Source organism: Anoxynatronum sibiricum, assembly GCF_039414295.1.
Taxonomy (GTDB): domain Bacteria; phylum Bacillota; class Clostridia; order Peptostreptococcales; family Tindalliaceae; genus Anoxynatronum; species Anoxynatronum sibiricum.
The window spans coordinates 49,228-69,897 of record NZ_JBCITM010000013.1; the positions used below are offsets into that span (position 1 = coordinate 49,228).

The window sequence follows — 20,670 nt, forward strand, 5'->3', positions numbered from 1 at the left end:
TCAGAGAGGAGTTTTTTGTATCATGAAAAACATGGGTTTGATTCCCAAACTGCTGCTGGGGATTGTGGCAGGGATTATCATCGGTTTGACCATGCCTGGCCACGTGGGGCGTGTGCTCTACACCTTCACACAGATTTTTGGTCAGTTGCTGGGGTACATCGTTCCCCTCATTATCATTGGCTTTATTATTCCCGGCATTGCTGAGCTAGGGGAAAAAGCCGGCAAACTGTTGGGCGCCACTGCTGGTATTGCTTATCTTTCCACCCTGGCAGCGGGAATTGTCGCTTTCTTTATTTCCAGCCTCATTATTCCCGCCATTATCACTGAAGGGGTTGCCGCCACTGATTCCGTTGGCCTGACGCCCATCATCGAACTGAGTATTCCACCGATCATGGGGGTGATGACAGCCCTGGTGACAGCCTTTATTTTTGGTCTTGGCATCAACTTTCTTCGCCACGAAGAATCCAAAACAGCCCTTTTTAACTTTATGGAGGAATTTAGAACCATCATTGTACGAGTCATCACCAAGGTCATTATTCCCCTGCTGCCTTTTTACATTGCCGGTATATTTGCCGACATGGCCGCTGCCGGTGATGCTTTCACCACGCTGCGTGTGTTTGGACAAGTCTTTGTGCTGATTATTCTGATGCATGTGGGCTACCTGCTGGTGCTTTACACCATCGCCGGCTCACGGGCAGGTAAGAACCCCCTGGTGGCACTGAAAAACATGCTGCCTGCCTACGCCACTGCTTTGGGCACCATGTCCAGCGCTGCCACCATTCCCGTCACACTGCGCAGCGCCAAAAACAACCAGGTTTCTGAACAGGTGGCTGACTTCGTGATTCCCCTTTCTGCCACGATTCATCTGGCTGGCAGTACCATTACCCTGGTGGCCTGCTCCATCGCCGTGCTGGCCATGAATGGCATGGCACCCGTCTTTGGCGATTACCTGCCTTTCATCGTTTTGCTGGGTGTTACCATGGTGGCTGCTCCCGGAGTCCCCGGCGGTGCCGTTATGGCTGCCTTGGGACTGCTCTCTTCCATTCTTGGTTTTTCTGAAGCCAACCTGGGATTGATGATTGCCCTCTATATGGCACAAGACAGTTTTGGAACCGCCTGCAACGTCACTGGAGACGGCGCCATTGCCCTGATCATCGATTCCTTTTATCAAAAGAAAACCGCTTAAAGCAGCCTCAGAAGCACTTTAAACATTCCAGACAATCACAAACAACCCCGTTCCAGAACTTTCTGGAACGGGGTTGTTCATTTGCTTCAGTTGATATGATTCAGCGCTTCCAGCACTTGTCAGGCGTCGCATCTTTCAGGGAATGACATCCAGTCATGATCATGGCTTCTGTCAGTTCCTGACCAATTTTTTCGGCATAAACACGCACACCCTCTGTACCGCCACCATAGGCGGCAACCGCAAAGGGTCTGCCAATGAGAACCGCATCCGCTCCCAGCGCCAGGGCTTTCAGGATATCTTCTCCACTTCTGAAGCCACCGTCGATGAAAATGGTCAGCTTTCCTTTGACCGCTTCAGCAATGGCAGGCAGCACTTCAATGGTGGATGGGGCGTCATCCATGACCCTGCCGCCATGGTTGGAGACCACGATGCCTGCTGCTCCTGCTTCCAGCGCTTTCAGTGCCCCTGCAGGAGTCATGATGCCTTTCAGAATCATGGGGAGTTCAGTGCTCTCGCACAGCTCTTTCAATTCTTCCACTGATTTGCTATACACCGGGGTACCGGCCATGGCCAGCAGCACCAGACCGGCGGCATCCACATCCATGGCCAGGGCAGTGACCCCATGGGCTTCTGCCATACGGATTTTCTGCAAAGCCATGGCATTGTCCCAGGGCTTGATGGTGGGCGCTCCCACACCTCCATTATCCTGAATGATTTTCAGCGGCCCTTCATAGTACTCCATTTTGGCACCGTCTCCGGTGAAGGCCATGATCCCGGCCTCACGACATCCGGCCACCATATGCTCATTATAGGTAAGATCATTGAGGGATGGGTGGTAGTTGATTTCCAGTGCACCAATGGGGGCGGCAAAGAATGGAAATCGAAACTTTTTGCCAAAAAGAGTCACACTGGTGTCAATTTCTGTCGCGGGTACCAGAGTATCCAAGTTCAGGCTGGTTTCACGCACCATCACCCGGTTGCGGATAAAAGAACTGCCCAGCCCCTTGCCACCCACTCCCGGCACCTGCCCCCGGCAGGCAATTCCATTGCAGTCTTCACATACTTTGCATTTATCTTTCAAAATACCGCGGGCCTGATTTCTGATTTCCTGATAGTTCATGATTATTTCCTCCTGTTTCATCAAATGACAGCATCAGGCAGCCTGGCAACAGGCTGCCTTCTCTGCTCTTTATATTTTAAACTGATTCACCAGATTTTCAAGGGTTTCGGTGATATGCGCCATTTCACGGGCTGCCTGGCTGGTTTCTGAAGCACCGCCTGCTGTATCTGCTGATACGCTGTTGATATCCACCACATTTTCAGCAATTTCATTGGAGCCCTGGGCGATTTCCTCTGAAGAGCGGGCCACGTCTTCCACTTTTCGGGAAACCTGTTCCACGTTACTGGCCACCTCGTTGGAAGCAACTGCAATCTCACCGGCAGAACGCGCCAGTTCATTGACGCCATCGGCAATTTCTGCCACACTCCTGGAAACATCTTCCGCATTACCGGCTACCTGCGCCATTTCCCTGTTCACTGCCTCCACCTCCTGGGAAGCACTGATGGCTGCCTCTGATATGTCACCGGTGGTTGCTGACTGTTGTGTCACTGCGGCGGCAATGGAGTTGGTAATTTCGGTGATTTCGGTAATGACATCACCGATTTCTTTCACCGAGCCAACTGCATGGCTGGTGCTTGCCTGCATGGTCTCCATTTGATTGCGAATCTCTTCGGTGGCTTCACTGGTTTGTCGGGCCAGTTCTTTCACTTCGTTGGCCACCACTGCAAAACCCTTACCAGCCTCGCCGGCACCTGCAGCTTCGATGGCAGCATTAAGTGCCAGCATGTTGGTCTGATCAGCGATATCATTGATCACATCAACAATTTTTCCCACTTCGTTGGAGAGCCGGTTTAACTGGATAATGGTTTCATTGGTTTCATGGGCTTTTTCTTCTGCATTGGCTGTAATTTGCATGGACCGCTCACAGCTCCGGCTCACTTCATTCAAAGAGAGATTTATTTCTTTAATGGCCGTCACCACACTTGTGACTGCACTGGAAACATGATCTGTTGACTGGGAAGTGCTTTGAATTTTGGCCGAGATGTCATTGACCAATGCCGCCACATCTTTGACACCCACCGAACTTTGTTCGGAGGCAGAGGCCATGTTTCTCAGCGTGGCATTCATTTCTTCAATGGCTGCACTGACTATTCCCAGACTATTTTTGACTTCGTCAGAAGCTTGGGCCGTTCCTGCAATGCTGGCGGTGATTTCTTCCACCGCTGCACTGACCGTCTCCACCTTGGAGTTCAGTTCTTCACTATTTGCTGCCATCACCTCTGCCACTTCTCCCAGATTGGCAGAAGACTTGCGCAGGGTATTGGTGGTAACCTGAATATCCTGCACTGTAAGTTGGATTTTTTCCACAAACTGGTTAAAGTACCGCGCCATAAGCCCCACTTCGTCATTGGTTTGAATCGCAAGGCGTGTGGTTAAATCTCCTTCCCCCTCGGAGATATCTTTCAGCATGGCCGTCATGCGCCCAATGGGACGTATGGCATTACGGTTAAGAAACATTCCCACCAAAAGGGCAATGACCACTGCTGCTGCGATCAGAAGCAGCGTCAGCGTCAGCAGGGTCTGCTGTGTCGTTGTGGATTGCTGCTGCAGTTCACCGGAAAGCATGCCATAGGTTTCGTTAATGCCTGTCATGATAGCCCGCACTTCCCCCAAATGCAACTGAGTCACAGCTCCATAGGTGTTCACAGCTGTTTCAACATCACCCCGGTTCATGGCGGCGATGATGGTTTCGGCACTTCTATGTAACTCAATATGAGGCTGCTCCAGATCACGAAACTGCTGCTGAAGATGAGATGGCAGCAACTTGAAAGTTCCTGTTTCAATGAACTCGTAATACCATCTACCAAGACCACAGGTGGTATGGTCCAGAGAACCGTGAAAATCATCTCCTTCAAAAACAGTGCGGCTTAAATCGGCACTCCAGTCTAAATGGTCAATTTCCCGCTCCCTGATAAAGCGGGTCATCAGCAGATTGTCTTCCACTTCACCGCCAAGGCGAGCCACATTCAGGTTGCCAAAGTAGGCCGTGGCACCCAGTATGACAGAGACCAGTCCCAGTATGAACAGGGATAATATGATTTTTGCTTTAATGGAAACATTGTTCATGGCATCAAATCCTTTCTGTTGTCATGTGATTTTTCATTTTTTTCCGTTCATACTGTTTTTCTATTTCATCTCAAATCCCTGGTCTATGAGATACCTGCGCATGTGGGGCCGCATTTCTCTGGTCACTTTTTCTGCCACAGTCTGCGTCCATGTCTGATTGCGTTGATTGCTGCCCCGGCTGTTGAGATACGCCTGAAAGGTGTGGTCATAATCCTTTAAAAGTTCCCGGTCTTCATGGTAGGTTTCTTCCATTAATACCAGGTTCAGTGGCAGTCGTGGCTTCACTTGAGGGTCCTGGGCCGGGTATCCAAGCGACATCCCAAAGACGGGATAGACCTGCTTCGGCAGTTGGAGGAGATCCGACACTTCACGGGGGTGATTGCGGATACCTCCCACATAGACACCTCCCAATCCCAGTGATTCTGCGGCTACCAGCACATTCTGACCGAAAATACCCGCATCCACACTGGCAATAATGAACTGTTCTGTCATGCCAGGCACCATTGTCACTCCCTGTACCTCGCAGGCCATTTGCCAACGATGCAGGTCAGCACAGAAGATCAGAAACAGGGGTGCTTCTTTCACATGCTGCTGATCGCCGCACCAGGTTGCCAGTTGTTCTCTTTTTTCGGTATCCCGCACCCGAATCACGCTGTAAGCTTGCAAAAAGCTGGAAGTGGCAGCATGTTGCCCACAGCGTATGATACTTTCCACCACGGCATCTTCCACCGGCTGATCCAGAAATCTTCGGATGGATCGGTGTTTTTCCAGCAAATGGATCACTTCATTCATATCCTCCGCACCTCCATCTATTCATTATATCGATTCACGCTGTTCCTTCGACGCCATCTGTTACCTTTATTTCCAACAATGGGGCCAGCCAAACTGCCATTTGCTCCAGCGTTGTTTCATCGATTTCCATCTCCATGAGGGGGATATGCAGAATGCGCTGGGCAGGGAACTGCTGGCTGATTTGACTCAGGTAGCTGGATTCAATCGCTTTGCGTTTCTGCCAAAATCCGGGCGGTTGATCCTCAGGTAAGATGCGATTTACCACCAGGTCATTCACTGGAATTCCATGCTTTGCCAACACACCAACCGCCTTGGCAGTTTCTTCCACCGGCAGACGTTCCGGATTCAGTACAAATACAAACCGAAGGCGCTGCCTGTCCAACAGCACTTCACGGGCTTTTTCCAGGTTGGTTTTGCGGTTGTTGAGAAGTGTGAGCACCGGGTCTTTTGCCATGATTTCCTCCGCTTCATGCCCTTTACGCATGGCCATTCCAGATAGTTTCAGGGCATGACGGCGTTTCTCCATCAGCCTGTCAAGCCATGCACCCAGCAGTTCCGGGAGGGCCATCAGCCGCAGGGTGTGTCCCGTGGGAGCCGTGTCGAAAACCACCTGATCAAAATCGTTGCCGTTTTCATTGATGATTTCCACCATTTTGTCAAAAAGAGCGGCTTCCTCTGAACCCGGTGAAATAGAAGCTGCATCCAGCTGTTTTTCGATTTCTTCCAGGATCACCGGGCTGACCACTTGAATCAGATTGTTTTTTACCCGGTTAATGTACCGGGTGCTTTCCTCTGCCGGGTTGATTTCCATTCCAAAAAGGAAGGGAGCCAGTTCAGTCACCTCACCGCCAATACAGGCATGAAAAAGATCCGCCAGCGAATGGGCCGGATCAGTGGACACTAACAAGGTTTTTTGCTGATTGTTGGCACACAGTAACGCGAAGGCAGCTGCGCAGCTGGTTTTTCCCACGCCGCCCTTACCACCGAAGAAGACAAATCGGGCCATTCCCATCACCTCCTTAGCAACACCAGTCGTAAGTGCTCCAACGTTCTGAGAGAATGCTTTTTCTTTCCATGATGCGCCGCTCCCAGCCCTCCAGATCCTCTGCCAGGTAGGGCAGCAGTTCAATGGTGTAATAGGACAGGGGCAGGGGAATGCCCAAAAGATCTGCATAGCAGAGGAGCATAAAATTATCCATTTCATCCAGCGCTTCTTTTTTCAAAAAAGCCGTTGCTTTACCCTCCATATCAAACGCACTGCCAAAAAATTCCCTTAGCGCCTTTTCCAGGGTCTGCCATTTTTCTTTATCCATTTCAACCGCTTCTTTCCATTGGATTGATGAAGCTTTGTTCATCATTGCCGGGACTGATTGAAAAACGATCATCAGATACTGGCGCTGGTTTTTTTCCAGAAGCGTTCCAGTTTGTGATTTAAAGTAATTTCCCGTTGATGCTGCCATCCTTCATATCGCCCTGCTTGGCGCATCAGCTCTACATCAGCTGGATGGTTGGATACCCAGTGATGCATATGTTTCATCTCACAGTGAACATCGTGCAACTCACCCAGCAGGTTCTGCAGCTTTTTCATGGTCTTGACTGTCTTTCTGGGGATGTCTGGCAATGCCGGCGAGAGAATTTCCATCACATACCGGATTTTTTTGCCTTGTATTCGCAAACGGTGGAGCTGTTGGATGTCTTTCAGTCCGGTACAGCGTCCCTTGGTTTCAAAGCGTTTCACCCAGCGGCGAAGTCTCTTTTCTCCAAAGTCGGCAAACAAGCGGTTGCCCATGTCATCATCCACCGACAGTTCTTTCATCTGGCGCCAACAGGCCAGCAGCCGGGTTGTCATTTCTCCCTTCCTCAGGGAATCATACAAAGGCTGGCGTGCCAGTGCCATCTGCTGATCCATGAGTGCCTGCAGCAGCGGGGCTGCTTTCGATGTTCCCGCAGACTCAAACTCATTGACAAATTCCCCAAAATGAACTGCCATCACATCTACCTCCCGCAGTGGTGACCATTGATTGCTCCACCTCTGAAGGCTTGTCTGAAGCACTTCTGCCTGGGCCTGATTCAGCGCGGGTCGCAGAAAAGAAATGAGTGAACGGAAACGCCGCAGACTGACTCGCAACTGATGGAGGTGTTCCGGCATTTCCGGTTCATGGTACAGGTTCTGAAAACCGTTGATGATATCAGCATAACCTTCTTCAAGCACCTTGGGAATAATCTGCGCCAATGTTGATGAGTTGGCCTGTTCTTTTATCAGCAGTGATTTTTTTGGAGCACAGGTTTTTTTTGACAGACTGGCAGAAGTCAGCCCCAGCATTTCAAGCCCCCGGTGAAATTTACTTTTGTCACCAGGGACCACCGCCATGTGCCTGGAGATGTGCTCCCCCAGCTCCAGTAATACCAGTGATGATCCTTCTTTTAGTTCCAGTTCCAGTTCATTAATGGGCATCTTTTCGGTCTCAGCTTCAATGAACCCTTCATCCAATGCCAGTTCCACCCGTGTACCCGACGAATGCTGCCAGATCGCCTGAGTACGTTGAAAGCGGGTGGTCATAAGAGGCACAAGGGGTTGATTATCTGTCAGTTTCGTGAGGACAGATCTGATCTTTTCGTCTTCAAGGAGTGTCAGATCAGGCTGCCCCTCCGGCAGCGGGGTGTTCCACTCTTCACGCCGGTGAAGTCCCCCTTCAACAGTTCCCAGCCCCTTGACGGTTGCCATCCACCCCGTTGACTCCCTGCGAACCCGGTAGGTATATCCCCGCTGCAGCAAGCCATGATCAGGGGTATCATAATAGGTGCTTACCAACATATCAGCCACAGGTGTTGATTGGAGCCCCTGGAGAAGATGGGGAATGCGCCAAAAAACAGAGTGATCCGGCGATTGCAGCAATAACAGTTTAAGTTCAATTTCCTGTGTTTCCCGGTAGTCACCGGATTCTCTGGTCTCACTCATTCTGTTACCTCCTGTTTTACTTTTTCACCTATTATTCCGCAAGCCGTCCAACCACCGGCGCCCGGCTCAGTACCCGTTCTCCATGTGGTGACACACCGTGCAGCGCTTCGGTGAGATCCTGACCGGCTTCGAAGCTGTTGTGAGTTCCGCCCTGCCAGCCGCCCAGTTCAGTAAAGTCATACACCACTCCATCCACCGCCACGTAGGCGGGATTGCCATCCTGCCCGTCGAAAGCAGCCAGTTCTTCAAGTGTGTATACCGGCAAGTCTTCCTCTGAATCAGATTCCTCAGGTGACTCTGCCGCCGTCTCTGGAGCTTCGGTTTCTTCAGGTGCTGCTGGCGGTGGTGCATCTGCCGGCTGGGAGCTGCAGGCTGTCAGTACCAGTATTGTCAGCAGCAGGATCAGCACTAATCTACCTGACCAATGATGCTTATGCACTGTCATGATGATTCCTCCTTTTGTGGTTCGATTCCCATATCGCTTTTCTGTCTACTGATATTCATACCTCAATTTTTCACAAATAATCCTCAGACGCAGGAAAAACCAGCAAAAAACCGGCTTCCATTTGAAAGCCGGTTTCAGGCAATGGCGTTAGCCATGTTCCATTGACAATAGACAGTTAACAGCGCTCAGCAATTACCCGAAGAAGGTGATCCACCGATACCGGCTTTGAGAGGTAATCATCCATGCCTGCGTTAAGACATTTTTCCCGATCTTCTTCCAGGGCATAGGCAGTAATGGCAATGATGGGAGTGTGCACATTCGTCAGCTGTTCCTGCTCCCGAATCAGTTTCGTGGTTTCATATCCATTCATCACCGGCATCTGAATATCCATAAAAATCAGGTCGTATGTGTTACGGTTATAGAGTCGCATCGCTTCCAATCCATCGATGGCAAAATCTGCTTCGACTCCCAGGCGTCCCATGATTTTTTGCATAAACGTGCGACTCATGGGGTCATCTTCCACCACCAATACCGCCAGTGACTGCTCCTGGATTTTTTCCCGCATTTCATCCAGCCGCAAGGTACCCGAATCTGCTTTCATTGCCTTTAAGTTAGTTTGTGCCATGAACTTCAATCCTTTCCAGGAGTAAGTCAACAGACCCTGCAGCAGTTATCTTCCCTATTTTTCCGCCTTTTGTATTTTCGCCCAGGTGTCGCGGAGGGAGACAATTCGGTTAAACACAATACGGCCCTCCTGGCTGTCTGGGTCTACGCTGAAGTAGCCATGACGCAAAAACTGGAAGTGCTCGCCTGCGACTGTTTTCTGCAGACAGGGTTCCACCATGGCTGACAGTTTGATCCGGGAATCCGGGTTCAACACGGGTTCGTCACCTTCGGTTTCCGATTCATCAAGATACAAATGGTCATACAGACGCACTTCTGCTGGAATGCCATGTTCAGCCGACACCCAGTGAAGCGTTCCCTTCACTTTCTTGCCGCTTTTATCTTCGCCACTGCGGGTATCCGGGTCATAGGTGCAGTGAAGCTCCACGATTTCACCGGTGGCTTCATCCCGAATCACTGCTTCACATTGAATGATATAGGCATATTTCAGGCGTACTTCCCTTCCCGGGGCCAACCTGAAGAATTTTTTGGGCGGATCTTCCATAAAGTCTTCCCGTTCAATATAAATCTCCCGGCTGAACTGGAGGGGTCGATGGCCCATCTCCGGACTCTCCGGATTATTCTCAGCACGCAGCTCTTCAACGCCTTCTTCAGGATAGTTGGTGATCACCACCTTCAGTGGATTCAGCACCCCCATCACCCTCGGCACTTTCAGCTTCAGGTCTTCTCGAATGCAGTATTCCAGCAGGGCGATATCCACCACACTGTTGCTTTTGGCCACCCCAATGCGGTCACAGAAATCCCGGATGGCTTCAGGGGTATACCCCCGTCGTCGCAGACCGGAAATGGTGGGCATGCGGGGATCATCCCAGCCGTCAACGGCACCGGTTTCCACCAGAGCGCGCAGCAGGCGTTTACTCATCACCGTGCGTGTCAGGTTCAGCCGTGCAAATTCAATTTGCTGCGGATGCGGCTGATAATCCAGCGCATTCAGCGTCCAGTCATAGAGGGGGCGATGGTCTTCAAACTCCAGGGTGCAGATGGAGTGGGTAATGCTTTCATAGGCATCTGACAGGGGATGGGCGTAATCGTACATGGGATAAATGCACCACTGGGTGCCGGTGCGATGATGGGCTGCAAAACTGATGCGGTACAGCACCGGATCGCGCATATTCATATTGGGCGATGCCATGTCGATTTTAGCCCGCAGCACCCGGCTGCCTTCTTCAAATTCTCCGGCTTTCATCCGCCGGAACAAGTCCAGATTTTCTTCCACAGAACGGTTGCGAAAAGGGCTTTCAGTACCAGGTTCTGTGAGGGTTCCCCGGGTTCGTCGAATTTCTTCAGCCGTAAGATCGCAGACATAGGCTTTACCTGCTTCAATGAGCCCTTCGGCATAATCATACATTTGCTGGAAATAGTCGGAAGCATAAAAGAGACGGTCTTCCCAGTCAAAACCCAGCCAGCGCACATCTTCCTGAATGGACTCCACATACTCCACATCTTCTTTGATGGGATTGGTATCATCAAACCGAAGATTGCACAGGCCGTTGTATTCCGACGCCAGGCCAAAGTTCAGGCAGATGGACTTGGCATGACCAATATGAAGATACCCATTGGGCTCGGGCGGGAAACGCGTGTGGACACGACTGTCATTTTTTCCATTTTTCAGGTCTTCATTAATGATATTTTTGATGAAGTGAGATGGTATATGTTGCATTTCGTTGGACATCTTGTCTTCCCCCCGGCGTTATTCATCGTATGGCCCGTGTCGGGCACTAATAGGGACATTATACCATATGTTGCTTCAGGATGCATCGACTGTCAGTGGGTGTTTCTGAGTTTTTTCCGATTGCCGCATCAGGGCCAGCAACAACCCGGCTGCCATGAAGAGCAGGGGTCCTGTCACCAGCAATGCTTTTCGATGACCAGGCATGGCTCGCCAAAAGCCATCCCGGAAATTTTCGTAAACTTGTCGCCGTTCTTCCCGGGGCACCTGCACCCGCATGGCACCATCATCTTCACGTACCAAAAAAGCGTTTTGTTCCATTTCCCAGGAGTTTTCTTCTTTCCCTTCATAGTGTACCCAAAAATGACTTAATGAAAAGCTCTGTTGGTAGGGAATTTCCAAAGCTTCAAAAAGACTGGCCAATACGATGAACCTGGTTTTGCAGTCACCGGTTTTATTAGCCAGTGCCTGGTCCAGGGTAGGAAAATACCAGGGCATGCCGTAGGTCACCCAGTCATACTGGTAAGGAAACGTTTCCAGCACGAAACGTTCCAGCGCTTCTGGTTCGCTGGGAGCTTCTGCCAGAAGATGGGCCACCTTTGCCGGCTCCACCGGCGGTGCAATAGTTCGGTGGATGCTGCGCGCCAGGTTCAGGGGGTTTGGGTAGAGTACCAGCAACACCCAGATCCCAGTGAGAAGAAAAAGATGACGGTATTTTATCTTCTCCGCGAGAAATGAAATGGTTCGGCCTGCTGAACCAGATGTCGGTACCCTTGTTGAACTGGCAGTTGATGCGTCTTTTTTGTGAGTTGCTTTCATGAAACATCAGCCATCCTTCTTGACATTACTTTTACCACACGGCCACCATGCCGTCGGTACGGGGTTCGGTGGCTCCGCAAAGGGTGCCGGCTTCATTTCTGAGAATGATCTGTCCTCTGCCAAAACTGCCGGCATCAGACTGGTAGACGATTTGATGACCCTTCTTCCGAAGGGCTTCCACCAACAGTTCCGAAATGCTGGGTTCCATTTCAAAACGTTTTTCTCCCAGCCATTGCCAGCGGGGAGCATCCAGCGCTGCCTGAGGGTTCAGCCCGTAGTCCACCAGGCGGGACACCACCTGCAGATGCCCCTGGGGCTGCATGAATCCGCCCATCACGCCAAAGGGCCCCAGGGGGCTCCCGTCGCGGGTGAGAAAACCGGGAATAATGGTGTGATAGGGGCGCTTTCCCGGCGCCACACAGTTGGGATGGGACGGGTCGGTGGAAAAGTTGTGGCCCCGGTTGTGAAGCGCAATTCCCGTTCCCGGCACCACCAGTCCTGATCCAAATCCCATGTAATTGCTCTGAATGTAAGAGACCATGTTGCCGTCTCCATCAGCGGCGGCCAGATAAACCGTGCCGGAAGCGGGCGGAGTTCCCGGAGCAGGTAACAGAGCCTCACTGCCAATAAGGCGGCTTCGTTCTTTGGCATAGCTGGATGACAAAAGATCTTCCACGGTCACCTTCATATGAGCAGGGTCGGCGATATGGGCCTTGCCGTCGCTATAGGCCAGTTTCATGGCCTCCATTGACAAATGGAGGGATTCACAGGTTTCTGTGGAGTCCAGTTCAAACTGCCCGAGAATGTTTAAGGCCATGAGTGCGACGATGCCGTGTCCGTTGGGTGGCAGCTCCCATACATCGACTCCCCGGTAATTGATGGAGAGGGGTTTTTCCCACTTGACTTCATAACGGGCCAGGTCATCTTTGGTGAGAAAACCGGTGATTTCTTTCATGAAATCGTGGATCTGACATGCCAGATCGCCTTCGTAGAAGTCCCGGGCATTACTCTGGGCTATTTTTTCCAGTGTACGTGCATGGTCTTCAGATCGCCATATTTCGCCGGCTTTCGGTGCCCGCCCCGCTGGGGCGAAGGTTTTGTACCAGGCTTGATGTGCCGCTCCCTGATAATATGCCGCGGCTTTTGTCACACCCCGCTCCCAGTTGCGGGCGGCCACAGGAGAAACCGGGTAGCCCTGGCGTGCCAAATCAATGGCCGGCTGCAGTGTCGTGGCAAGGGGTAATCTGCCAAAGGTTTCAGCCAGCGCTGCCCAGGCAGCAGGGGCTCCAGGAACTGTCACGGGAACAGGCCCGTGGGCTGGCATTTCGTGGAGGCCTCGTTGCTGCAAAGCTTCCAGCGACAATGCTGCCGGTGCCGGGCCACTTGCATTGAGCCCATGAAGGCCGCCCTTCAACCAGACTATGGCAAAAGCGTCGCCGCCAATACCATTGGAGGTGGGCTCGGTAACAGTGAGGCAGGCTGCCGTGGCGATGGCTGCATCAACCGCATTGCCACCGGCTTTGAGGATGTCAAGCCCTGCCTGAGCTGCCAGGGGTTGTGAGGTGGCCACCATTCCCCGCTGTCCATAAACCAGTGTGCGGCGGGAAGTGTAAGGGTAATGCTGGGCAGAAAAGTTCATGATGTCACTCCTTCCAGATGATGATATCACAGATTTTCACTTCATCGGGCTTCTTCCAGGGACTCCGCCAGCACGTCCCAAACGGCGGGAAGTTCAAAGTCCTTCCGCCATCCGGCAAATCCGGCAAGTTCATACTGTTGGATCAGGCCGGCTTTCAGCCCCAGTGAACGCTCATCCTCCAGCCAGACACGGTAACGCTTGCCTTCGGCTTCATATTCGGCATAATACTGGCCAATGTCTTCCAGCCACTCCCAGTCTTCTTCCGTCACACCGTTTTCTTCCAGGGTGCGGCGGATAAACTGCATTCCCATGGCCCGCGAGCTGACACTGACGCCTCCTCCTGCCCGGGGAGTTTCTTCCCATAAGCGAGTGTAGAGGGGCAGTCCCAATAATACTTTTGAAGCCGGTACTTCTTCCAGGGTGGCGGCAATACCCCGTTCCACCCAATCCAGAGAAGCGACAGATCCGGCCACAGGGCTTGAACCCCAGTGTTCATCATAGGTCATCACTGCAAAATAATCCACATGGGGTTCCAGAGCACTGCGGTCGTAAACCTGTGACCAGTTGAGACTGCCCCCGGGAATGGTCACGTCTATGGAGACGATGAGCCCCTGCTCCCGCATGGCTTCGGAGAGTTCTGCGACAAAATCGGTAAAGAGATCCTGATTGCGGAAATGGATGTTTTCAAAATCAATGTTGATGCCATCCAGTTCATAGAGAGCTGCATAAACCATCAGCTGATTAATGAACCGTCGCCGGCCTTCGGGGTTCAACATGAAGTTTTCTGTCAGATCAGGATCAAAGGCATTGGTCACCAGCCCCCAGAGCTGGTACCCTTTATTTTTCATGGTTTGTGCATAGCGGAACTGCCCCCGGTTTTCCAGGTCGCCGGCTTCATTTTTCAGCTCAAACCAGGTGGGAGAAAAGACATGAAGGGCATCTATGGGAGGTTCTTCGCTTCGATCCGGGTGATTGGCACTGACATAGTCCCACACCAACCCAAAGGGATGCGGCAGGGGATGGGGGTCAGCAGACTTCAACCGCAGATCTCTTGAATCAGTTTCCCGACGTGTCAAATCGCCTACATCTGCCTGTGGCACAAATCCTGTTTGCCCTGATTCACTGAGTACCTGGTAATGGTTTTCGAAGATGGCCATTACCTGAAGGGTTTCACCAGCTTCAAGGGTGGCTGTTCCCGGATCGAAACGGCGGGTGCCTGTACGCAGGGTTGATTTTTTAACGGTTTCTCCCTGTTGCCACGAACGGTCAGCGTCATTGACCACCAGCAGCCGGTACTCCGGGCGCCATTCCACCGTAACGCCCAGCAGGGGAGCCACACCGCTGATGGGAAAATACAGGATACCGCCCTCTTCCATCAGATTGATTTCAACGGGAAAAGATACTTGGTGCAGGGGGGCTGTCAGTTCCCTGCGGTCAAACTGGAGGTTGTTTTTATGAGGAACCCAGCGAGCTTTGGCGCTTTGCTCCAAAATCTCCAGTTCTGGCAACAAATGTGATTTTACCCACTCCACTGGCAGAAAAACCACACCCTGTCGGGTAAAGGTGGTTGTCTGACCCGGTTCGCCGTTATAGATCAGGGTATGGGCCGGCGGCGGTGTTCCACGGTGAAGGAGGCGGCTCACCATCTCTGGTCCAAAAAAATAGAAAAGGAGAGTTGACGCAACAAAGGTAAGTATCAGTATCAGTTTGATTCGAAATCGTTTTTGCTTGGCCTGTATCTCTTTTCTGCGGTCCATGCGGGTCAATGTCATCAGCTCCTGTTTGTCAGTTCCCGTGACGGATGGCTTTATATGATACCGGTCATGGCTGCCGGTTGAATCAGTTCATCGTAAGTGGACTCGTCCATGAGGTGCAAGTTCATAACGGCTTCTTTTAGGGTCAGGTTTTCCTGATGGGCTTTCAGCGCTGCCTGGGCAGCGGCTTCATAACCAATCTCCGGTACCAGGGCTGTCACCAGCATCAGAGAGCGTTCCACGACTTCCTGAATGCGGGTTTCGTTGGCAGTAAGTCCCACAGCGCATCGAAGGGTAAAGGAACGCACGCCATCGGTGAGCAGTCTCACCGACTGAAGAAAATTGTGGATCATCACCGGCATGTACACATTCAGCTGAAAGTTTCCCTGACTGGCAGCAAGGCCGATCACCGTATCATTTCCCATGACCTGACAGGCAATCATGCTCAGTGCTTCACATTGGGTGGGATTCACCTTTCCCGGCATGATGGAGCTCCCTGGTTCGTTGACGGGCAGAATCAGCTCGCCGATTCCACAACGGGGACCACTGGCCAGCCATCGGATATCGTTGGCTATTTTCATGAGATTGGCTGCCAGCGCTTTCAGGGCACCATGGCAGAAAACCAAGCGGTCGTGACTGGTGAGGGCGTGAAACTTATTGGAATCTTCCACAAATGCTTTTCCTGTTACCTCACTGATGACATCAGTCACCGCCGCACCAAATCCCTCAGGTGCATTTAATCCCGTTCCCACTGCTGTTCCGCCAATGGCCAGCGCCTTCATTTCATCGGCACCACACTGGATCATCCGAAGATTGTTTTCCAGCATGGCTTCCCACCCGCTGATTTCCTGTCCCAGCGTGAGTGGGGTGGCATCCTGCAGGTGGGTTCGTCCAATTTTCACCAGGTGCCGGTATTGCAGGGATTTTTCAGCCATGATTTTCCGCAGTCCATCAATGGCAGGAATCAGTTCTTCTTCCAACGCAAGCACCGAGGCGATAGCCATGGCTGTGGGAAATACATCATTGGAACTCTGGCTGCAGTTCACGTGGTCATTGGGGTGTACCAGCCCAGGTTCACTCAGTTCGTTGCACCGATGGGCAATGACTTCGTTCACATTCATGTTGGTCTGAGTGCCGCTGCCTGTCTGCCAGACTGACAATGGAAACTCATTGTCATGGAGTCCTGTTCTCACTTCTTCTGCCGCCCGGATGATAAGGCGGCTTCTTTTTTCATCCAGCACTCCCAGGCGGTAGTTCACTTCCGATGCTGTCTTTTTCACGAGGGCAAGCGCATGAATCAGCGCCAAAGGCATTTTTTCTTCTCCGATGGGAAAGTTTTCAAGACTGCGCTGTGTCTGGGCGGCCCATCGCCGATGGGCCGGAACGGCAACGCGCCCCAAAGCATCGTGTTCCATGCGAGTTTTCATCCCGTCACATCCTTGTTCTGTTTTCACTTAAGATCAACCTGCTCAGGCGGTTTGCAAAAAGGCCGGGCACACCTGATGGACAGGGGCCTGGCCTTTGCGTGCTCAGCCTTCAGTGACTGATTTCATTATACCATTATCTTCGTTGCTGAGCCACTGCCTTATAAAGGATATCCGCTGTTTCTGCCATGGTGACTTCATCTTGGGGACGAAACTGCCCTGAACCGCTAATGATTCCTAATCCGTAATTGATGGCCACTGCTCCCACCGCTTCCTTGGAAATGGTGTCAGCGTCGGTGTAGGGCACCTGAAAAATATGGGTGGCAGCCGCCAGCTGTCGGTATCCCGTGAAACGAGTCATCCATACAACCAGTTCTTCACGGGTGATGGTGGCTTCCCGCTGGAACTCCTGGGGCTGGTTATCAATATAGCCATAACGAATGGCCCACTGTAAGTATCGATAGTCCTCGTCTGCTTCCGACACATCCACAAACTGTACTTTTTCATCACCACCGGCTTCCATCATTGGGCCGTAGTAATCAATCCCCCGGGCCTTCACCATCATTTTGACCACATCCATACGGGTGATGGGCTCATCAGGATCAAAACTGGTGGTGTCCAGAATCCCCTGCTGGGCCAGCAGGCGAGCCGTCCGCTCAACCCAGTGGCCGGTGATGCGGGCATCAAACCCCTGGGAATCCTGTTGGGGCAGGGCACGACCATTGAAATCCAGCGGCGTGCCGGCCTGTGCATCTACATAGGGATAGTTGCTGGTGGCTTCATTTAACATCCATCGGTATACCAGTTTAGTTTCGTACTCAGGGTACAGGCTTTCGTAGTCGGTATTATAACGCAAGTAAGCCAGTTCCAATCGGTAATTTTTCAGCAGTGCTTCCATTCCTTCCCGGGCAGTCATCAGGTTTTCGGCTTTTGGAAGCGTCAGTGTATCACTCCATCTGTCGGTGTAATTGGTGACGGTACCGGTGGTGGCGTTGATACCCACACTCAGATTGTTTTCATCGAATACGATGCCTTCGATAATTCTGGGGAAATAGTAGTAGTATTCGGTGGGGTGCATTACCTGCCCATCCATTACTTCCCGCTGCTGCAGGCTGCGCTGCCAGGTGCGAATTTCATTGATTCTGCCGGGGTGATTGGCGGCAATCATCTCGATGGCCATGTCGTATCCTTCTTCCCAGCTCAAGGCAGGCTTTTCTGTGTTGCCGTAGGGTCCTTCCATGTACTGCCACCAGTTGAAGGCAATCAACTCACCGGTACGGGCGTTCACCATCACCCGTCCATTGGTATAGCCAGGCATCATCACGCGCTCATCGCCATTGCTGCCACTGACTTCTTCCGACTCTGTCAGTGCAAAGTCCAGATTCCATGCGCTGCGTCCCACGGTTTCCCAGTAATGGTCGCCTTCCATATAGTTGGCTGCCTGGATGACCGCCTCTTTTCCTGCCAGTTCCCGAATATAGCTCAGCGCCATTTCTTCAGCCTGCTGCTGATTCAAGGGCTGCGGCAAAGACGAAACCGGTGCGGCCTGAGCTGCAATGGCTTCTTTCTCGACAGGTGTCAGGTCTTTTTCCAGCATGTCAAGGGTATCATCCCGCCCGCTCCAGTCAACGGGCTGACCGGTCTTGGCATTGATCATGTTCACCATGGAGGCATCCATTCTGTATGCCAGCCGAAACTGGCTGGGAATCGACTCATAGGTAAATTCATTTCGCAGGGGGAGGTAAAAAAGCTCCGACTGCATGAGACCGGTCAAACGGCTTCGTGCCTGGGACTCACTGATGATTCCCTGGGCATCGGGCAACTCAGGGTCAGTTTCCCATCGCTGACCAAACCACTTGATTTCTCCGGTACTGCCATCGATACTGATATTCACAAAATTGGCATCATAAACAATCCCGTCAATGTGACGTACATAGTTAAACGAATACTGGTAGGTTCCCATACCAGCCATTCCCATGTAGTTTTCTGGGCTTTCCCGAAGCTGCATGTCTGCCAGGCGCCCTGGAAAGAGCTTTTGAATGAAACTTTCTGCTTTTTGCCGGGCTTCATGGCGTGTCAACTGAAGCAGTGGTCGTTGAGTTTCACCGTAGCTCCCCTTGTCCTGGCTCAGATCCATAATCTCTCCGGTGCCGGCATCCAACGTCACGTTGGCACTGGCATAATTCATGGGATCACTTAGATACCAGTAGAGGTTCCACACATACCGGTCTGTTAACTGCCAGTCTCGCCGGTATTCGGTGTTGAGTTGAAAGTTGCCGGTGGTGACATCCATGCCGGCATGTTGCCTCAATGCTTCTGTCGCAATCTCAACGGCATGTTCTCTGCTCATTTCCGGTGTCACGCCGGGTTCAATGAAGTCCTGACCGCCATTTACCGGCATCCCCATTGTTGTTTCCGGTGTCATCACAGGCATCTCTGCCGCCTCCGTTGCAGTGAACGACTCTGCAACAGTTAGCGCAAAGGCACTGTTGAGACTGCCGGCAACCAGTGCTGCCACCAGAAGCAACACCAGCCATTTTGGTTGTTTTTGACTCATTTTCCATTCCTCCCTGTGATCAAAGACGGTTGTTCTGCTGTTGCATTGATACCCATTATGACGTTCATCTATAAAAGAAGTTGCAGTCACTAAAAATATAATTCACAGCCAATGATAACATGACTCTTTGATTAGATGCGGGTTGCAGGGGTATATGTTAGGTGGTAAAATGTCTGAAACAACAAATTGAAAGACAGGTGACATGATGGATCCTACACAGCTGGGTCAATGGCTTCAAAACAGTGCATTATCCGAACTTCTGGGAAATCTGGTTTTTGGAGCTCTCTTTGTATTGCTGGTCCTTGGCGCTTATTATCTGATACACATCGGAAACTCGAAAGTGCCTGAGTCCCAGAAACTGAAGTTCGATACGGGCCAGTTTAAACTGATTTTTTTCATGGTGCTGGGTGCACTGGTTCTTTTGTGGATTTTGGCACGTCGTGCGCTCATCCTTTCGTTGCTGACGCCTTTTTTCATCGCCGGTGTGCTGGCTTATGCCCTGAATCCCGTGGTCGCTTACCTGATCAGGCGAAAGTTCAGCCGTCTTCAGGCGGTGGCGGCTCTTTTTGTCACTCTGATCGTCCTGCTGATAGTGTTGTCAATGACACTGCTGCCAAGCCTGGGTAATGAGATCCGGCATCTGGGAGAACAACTGCCCCAGTACAGCCTCCAGTGGTATAAACAGGCGGAAAGCTGGTACAACCAGCGCCTTTCCAGTTTTGCATTTCTTCCAGACACCCTCGATCAGGTGACCGATTTTTTTGGCCTGGATTTTCAGACAGTCAGTAACTGGCTGCTTCAGTCTCTGGGGTCTCTCATGAAAAGTGTCAGTTCACTGGTATCCAGCCTGGTAACCCTGGTGACCGTCCCGGTACTCACTTTTTATTTTATGAAAGACGGCGATAAGATTGCCGGCAGCGTGAAGCGTTCAGTGCCTCCCGGAAGCAGGCAGTGGGTGTTTCCACTGGCCCGTCAGATTGATGATGTGCTGGGTGGCTTTATCCGGGGACAGTTGATTGTGGCCTTTTTTGTTGGGATACTCAGCGGTATGGTTCTTTTGCTGCTGGGCATTGATTTTGCCCTGATTCTGGGAATCGTCGCCGGCGTCACCAACATTATCCCCTATCTGGGACCCTTCATCGGCGCAATACCCGCCGTGTTAATGGCTCTCCTCACCAGCCCGCTGCAGACCCTCTGGGTGATTCTTGCCTTTACTGTGATTCAGCAAGTGGAAAGCAGTGTCATATCACCCCGAATTGTTGGAAAACGGGTGGGACTTCATCCCACGCTGGTGATTTTGGCCCTCCTCATGGGAGGCGCCCTTTGGGGGTTGGTGGGACTGCTCATTGCCGTACCGACGGCTGCAGTGGTCCGCGTACTTGTTCTGGCCGTCATTAACTGGTTTCGTGAAAGGTATCCCTCATTCTTCGAACAGTAATTGCTTGAAGTGCAACAGCACATGCCCCTCATGTGATACCGGCAGTACCGGTTCTGATCATGTTCACCGAAGAACTCCATTTCATTGTTTTCCTGTGATTTAAAGTGTCACCAGAAA

The 20,670-nt window shown here is 51.7% G+C and carries 16 protein-coding genes; 2 read left to right on the forward strand and 14 right to left on the reverse strand.

Annotation, left to right across the window (positions count from 1 at the left end; genetic code table 11):
* Nucleotides 1-22 precede the first annotated feature (22 nt).
* Nucleotides 23-1,186: a dicarboxylate/amino acid:cation symporter gene (locus AAIG11_RS12345; protein WP_343186546.1), complete on the forward strand. Its 1,164-nt coding sequence runs from the start codon at nt 23-25 to the stop codon at nt 1,184-1,186.
* Nucleotides 1,187-1,286: 100 nt separating this feature from the next.
* Here the strand turns inward: AAIG11_RS12345 and AAIG11_RS12350 are convergent, their stop codons facing one another.
* From AAIG11_RS12350 to AAIG11_RS12415, 14 genes are all read right to left on the reverse strand, one after another.
* On the reverse strand, nt 1,287-2,306 hold the full coding sequence (locus tag AAIG11_RS12350; protein ID WP_343186547.1) for an alpha-hydroxy-acid oxidizing protein: 1,020 nt from the start codon (nt 2,304-2,306) through the stop codon (nt 1,287-1,289).
* Between the two features lie 69 nt (nt 2,307-2,375).
* Complete coding sequence (locus tag AAIG11_RS12355; RefSeq protein WP_343186548.1) at nt 2,376-4,373, reverse strand: methyl-accepting chemotaxis protein; 1,998 nt, start codon at nt 4,371-4,373, stop codon at nt 2,376-2,378.
* Nucleotides 4,374-4,433: 60 nt separating this feature from the next.
* Nucleotides 4,434-5,165, reverse strand: coding sequence for an oxygen-insensitive NADPH nitroreductase (nfsA, locus tag AAIG11_RS12360; RefSeq protein WP_343186549.1), 732 nt, complete (start codon nt 5,163-5,165; stop codon nt 4,434-4,436).
* Nucleotides 5,166-5,199: 34 nt separating this feature from the next.
* Nucleotides 5,200-6,171, reverse strand: a complete 972-nt coding sequence (locus AAIG11_RS12365; RefSeq protein ID WP_343186550.1) for an ArsA family ATPase — start codon at nt 6,169-6,171, stop codon at nt 5,200-5,202.
* 13 nt (nt 6,172-6,184) lie between these two features.
* Nucleotides 6,185-6,625: a DUF7990 family protein gene (locus AAIG11_RS12370; protein ID WP_343186588.1), complete on the reverse strand. Its 441-nt coding sequence runs from the start codon at nt 6,623-6,625 to the stop codon at nt 6,185-6,187.
* Entirely contained in the window at nt 6,550-8,124 is a 1,575-nt protein-coding gene (locus AAIG11_RS12375; protein ID WP_343186551.1) for a CYTH and CHAD domain-containing protein, read from the reverse strand. Before AAIG11_RS12375 ends, AAIG11_RS12370 begins: the two co-directional genes overlap by 76 nt.
* A gap of 31 nt (nt 8,125-8,155) precedes the next feature.
* Nucleotides 8,156-8,569, reverse strand: coding sequence for a cytochrome b5 domain-containing protein (locus AAIG11_RS12380; RefSeq protein WP_343186552.1), 414 nt, complete (start codon nt 8,567-8,569; stop codon nt 8,156-8,158).
* A 175-nt stretch (nt 8,570-8,744) separates the two neighbouring features.
* On the reverse strand, nt 8,745-9,194 hold the full coding sequence (locus tag AAIG11_RS12385; protein WP_343186553.1) for a response regulator: 450 nt from the start codon (nt 9,192-9,194) through the stop codon (nt 8,745-8,747).
* Between the two features lie 54 nt (nt 9,195-9,248).
* The gene (locus AAIG11_RS12390; RefSeq protein ID WP_343186554.1) at nt 9,249-10,925 is read right to left on the reverse strand and encodes a glutamine--tRNA ligase/YqeY domain fusion protein; all 1,677 of its coding nucleotides are present in this window, start codon (nt 10,923-10,925) and stop codon (nt 9,249-9,251) included.
* 75 nt (nt 10,926-11,000) lie between these two features.
* Nucleotides 11,001-11,741 (reverse strand): hypothetical protein, encoded by a 741-nt coding sequence (locus AAIG11_RS12395; RefSeq protein WP_343186555.1) that lies wholly within the window; start codon nt 11,739-11,741, stop codon nt 11,001-11,003.
* 31 nt (nt 11,742-11,772) lie between these two features.
* Nucleotides 11,773-13,380, reverse strand: coding sequence for a gamma-glutamyltransferase family protein (locus tag AAIG11_RS12400; RefSeq protein WP_343186556.1), 1,608 nt, complete (start codon nt 13,378-13,380; stop codon nt 11,773-11,775).
* A gap of 41 nt (nt 13,381-13,421) precedes the next feature.
* Complete coding sequence (locus AAIG11_RS12405; RefSeq protein ID WP_343186557.1) at nt 13,422-15,137, reverse strand: glycosyl hydrolase family 18 protein; 1,716 nt, start codon at nt 15,135-15,137, stop codon at nt 13,422-13,424.
* 50 nt (nt 15,138-15,187) lie between these two features.
* Nucleotides 15,188-16,561: a class II fumarate hydratase gene (fumC, locus tag AAIG11_RS12410; protein ID WP_343186558.1), complete on the reverse strand. Its 1,374-nt coding sequence runs from the start codon at nt 16,559-16,561 to the stop codon at nt 15,188-15,190.
* Between the two features lie 133 nt (nt 16,562-16,694).
* Complete coding sequence (locus tag AAIG11_RS12415; protein ID WP_343186559.1) at nt 16,695-19,115, reverse strand: S-layer homology domain-containing protein; 2,421 nt, start codon at nt 19,113-19,115, stop codon at nt 16,695-16,697.
* Nucleotides 19,116-19,317: 202 nt separating this feature from the next.
* Between AAIG11_RS12415 and AAIG11_RS12420 the strand changes: the two genes are divergently transcribed.
* Nucleotides 19,318-20,553 (forward strand): AI-2E family transporter, encoded by a 1,236-nt coding sequence (locus tag AAIG11_RS12420; protein ID WP_343186560.1) that lies wholly within the window; start codon nt 19,318-19,320, stop codon nt 20,551-20,553.
* Nucleotides 20,554-20,670 lie beyond the last annotated feature (117 nt).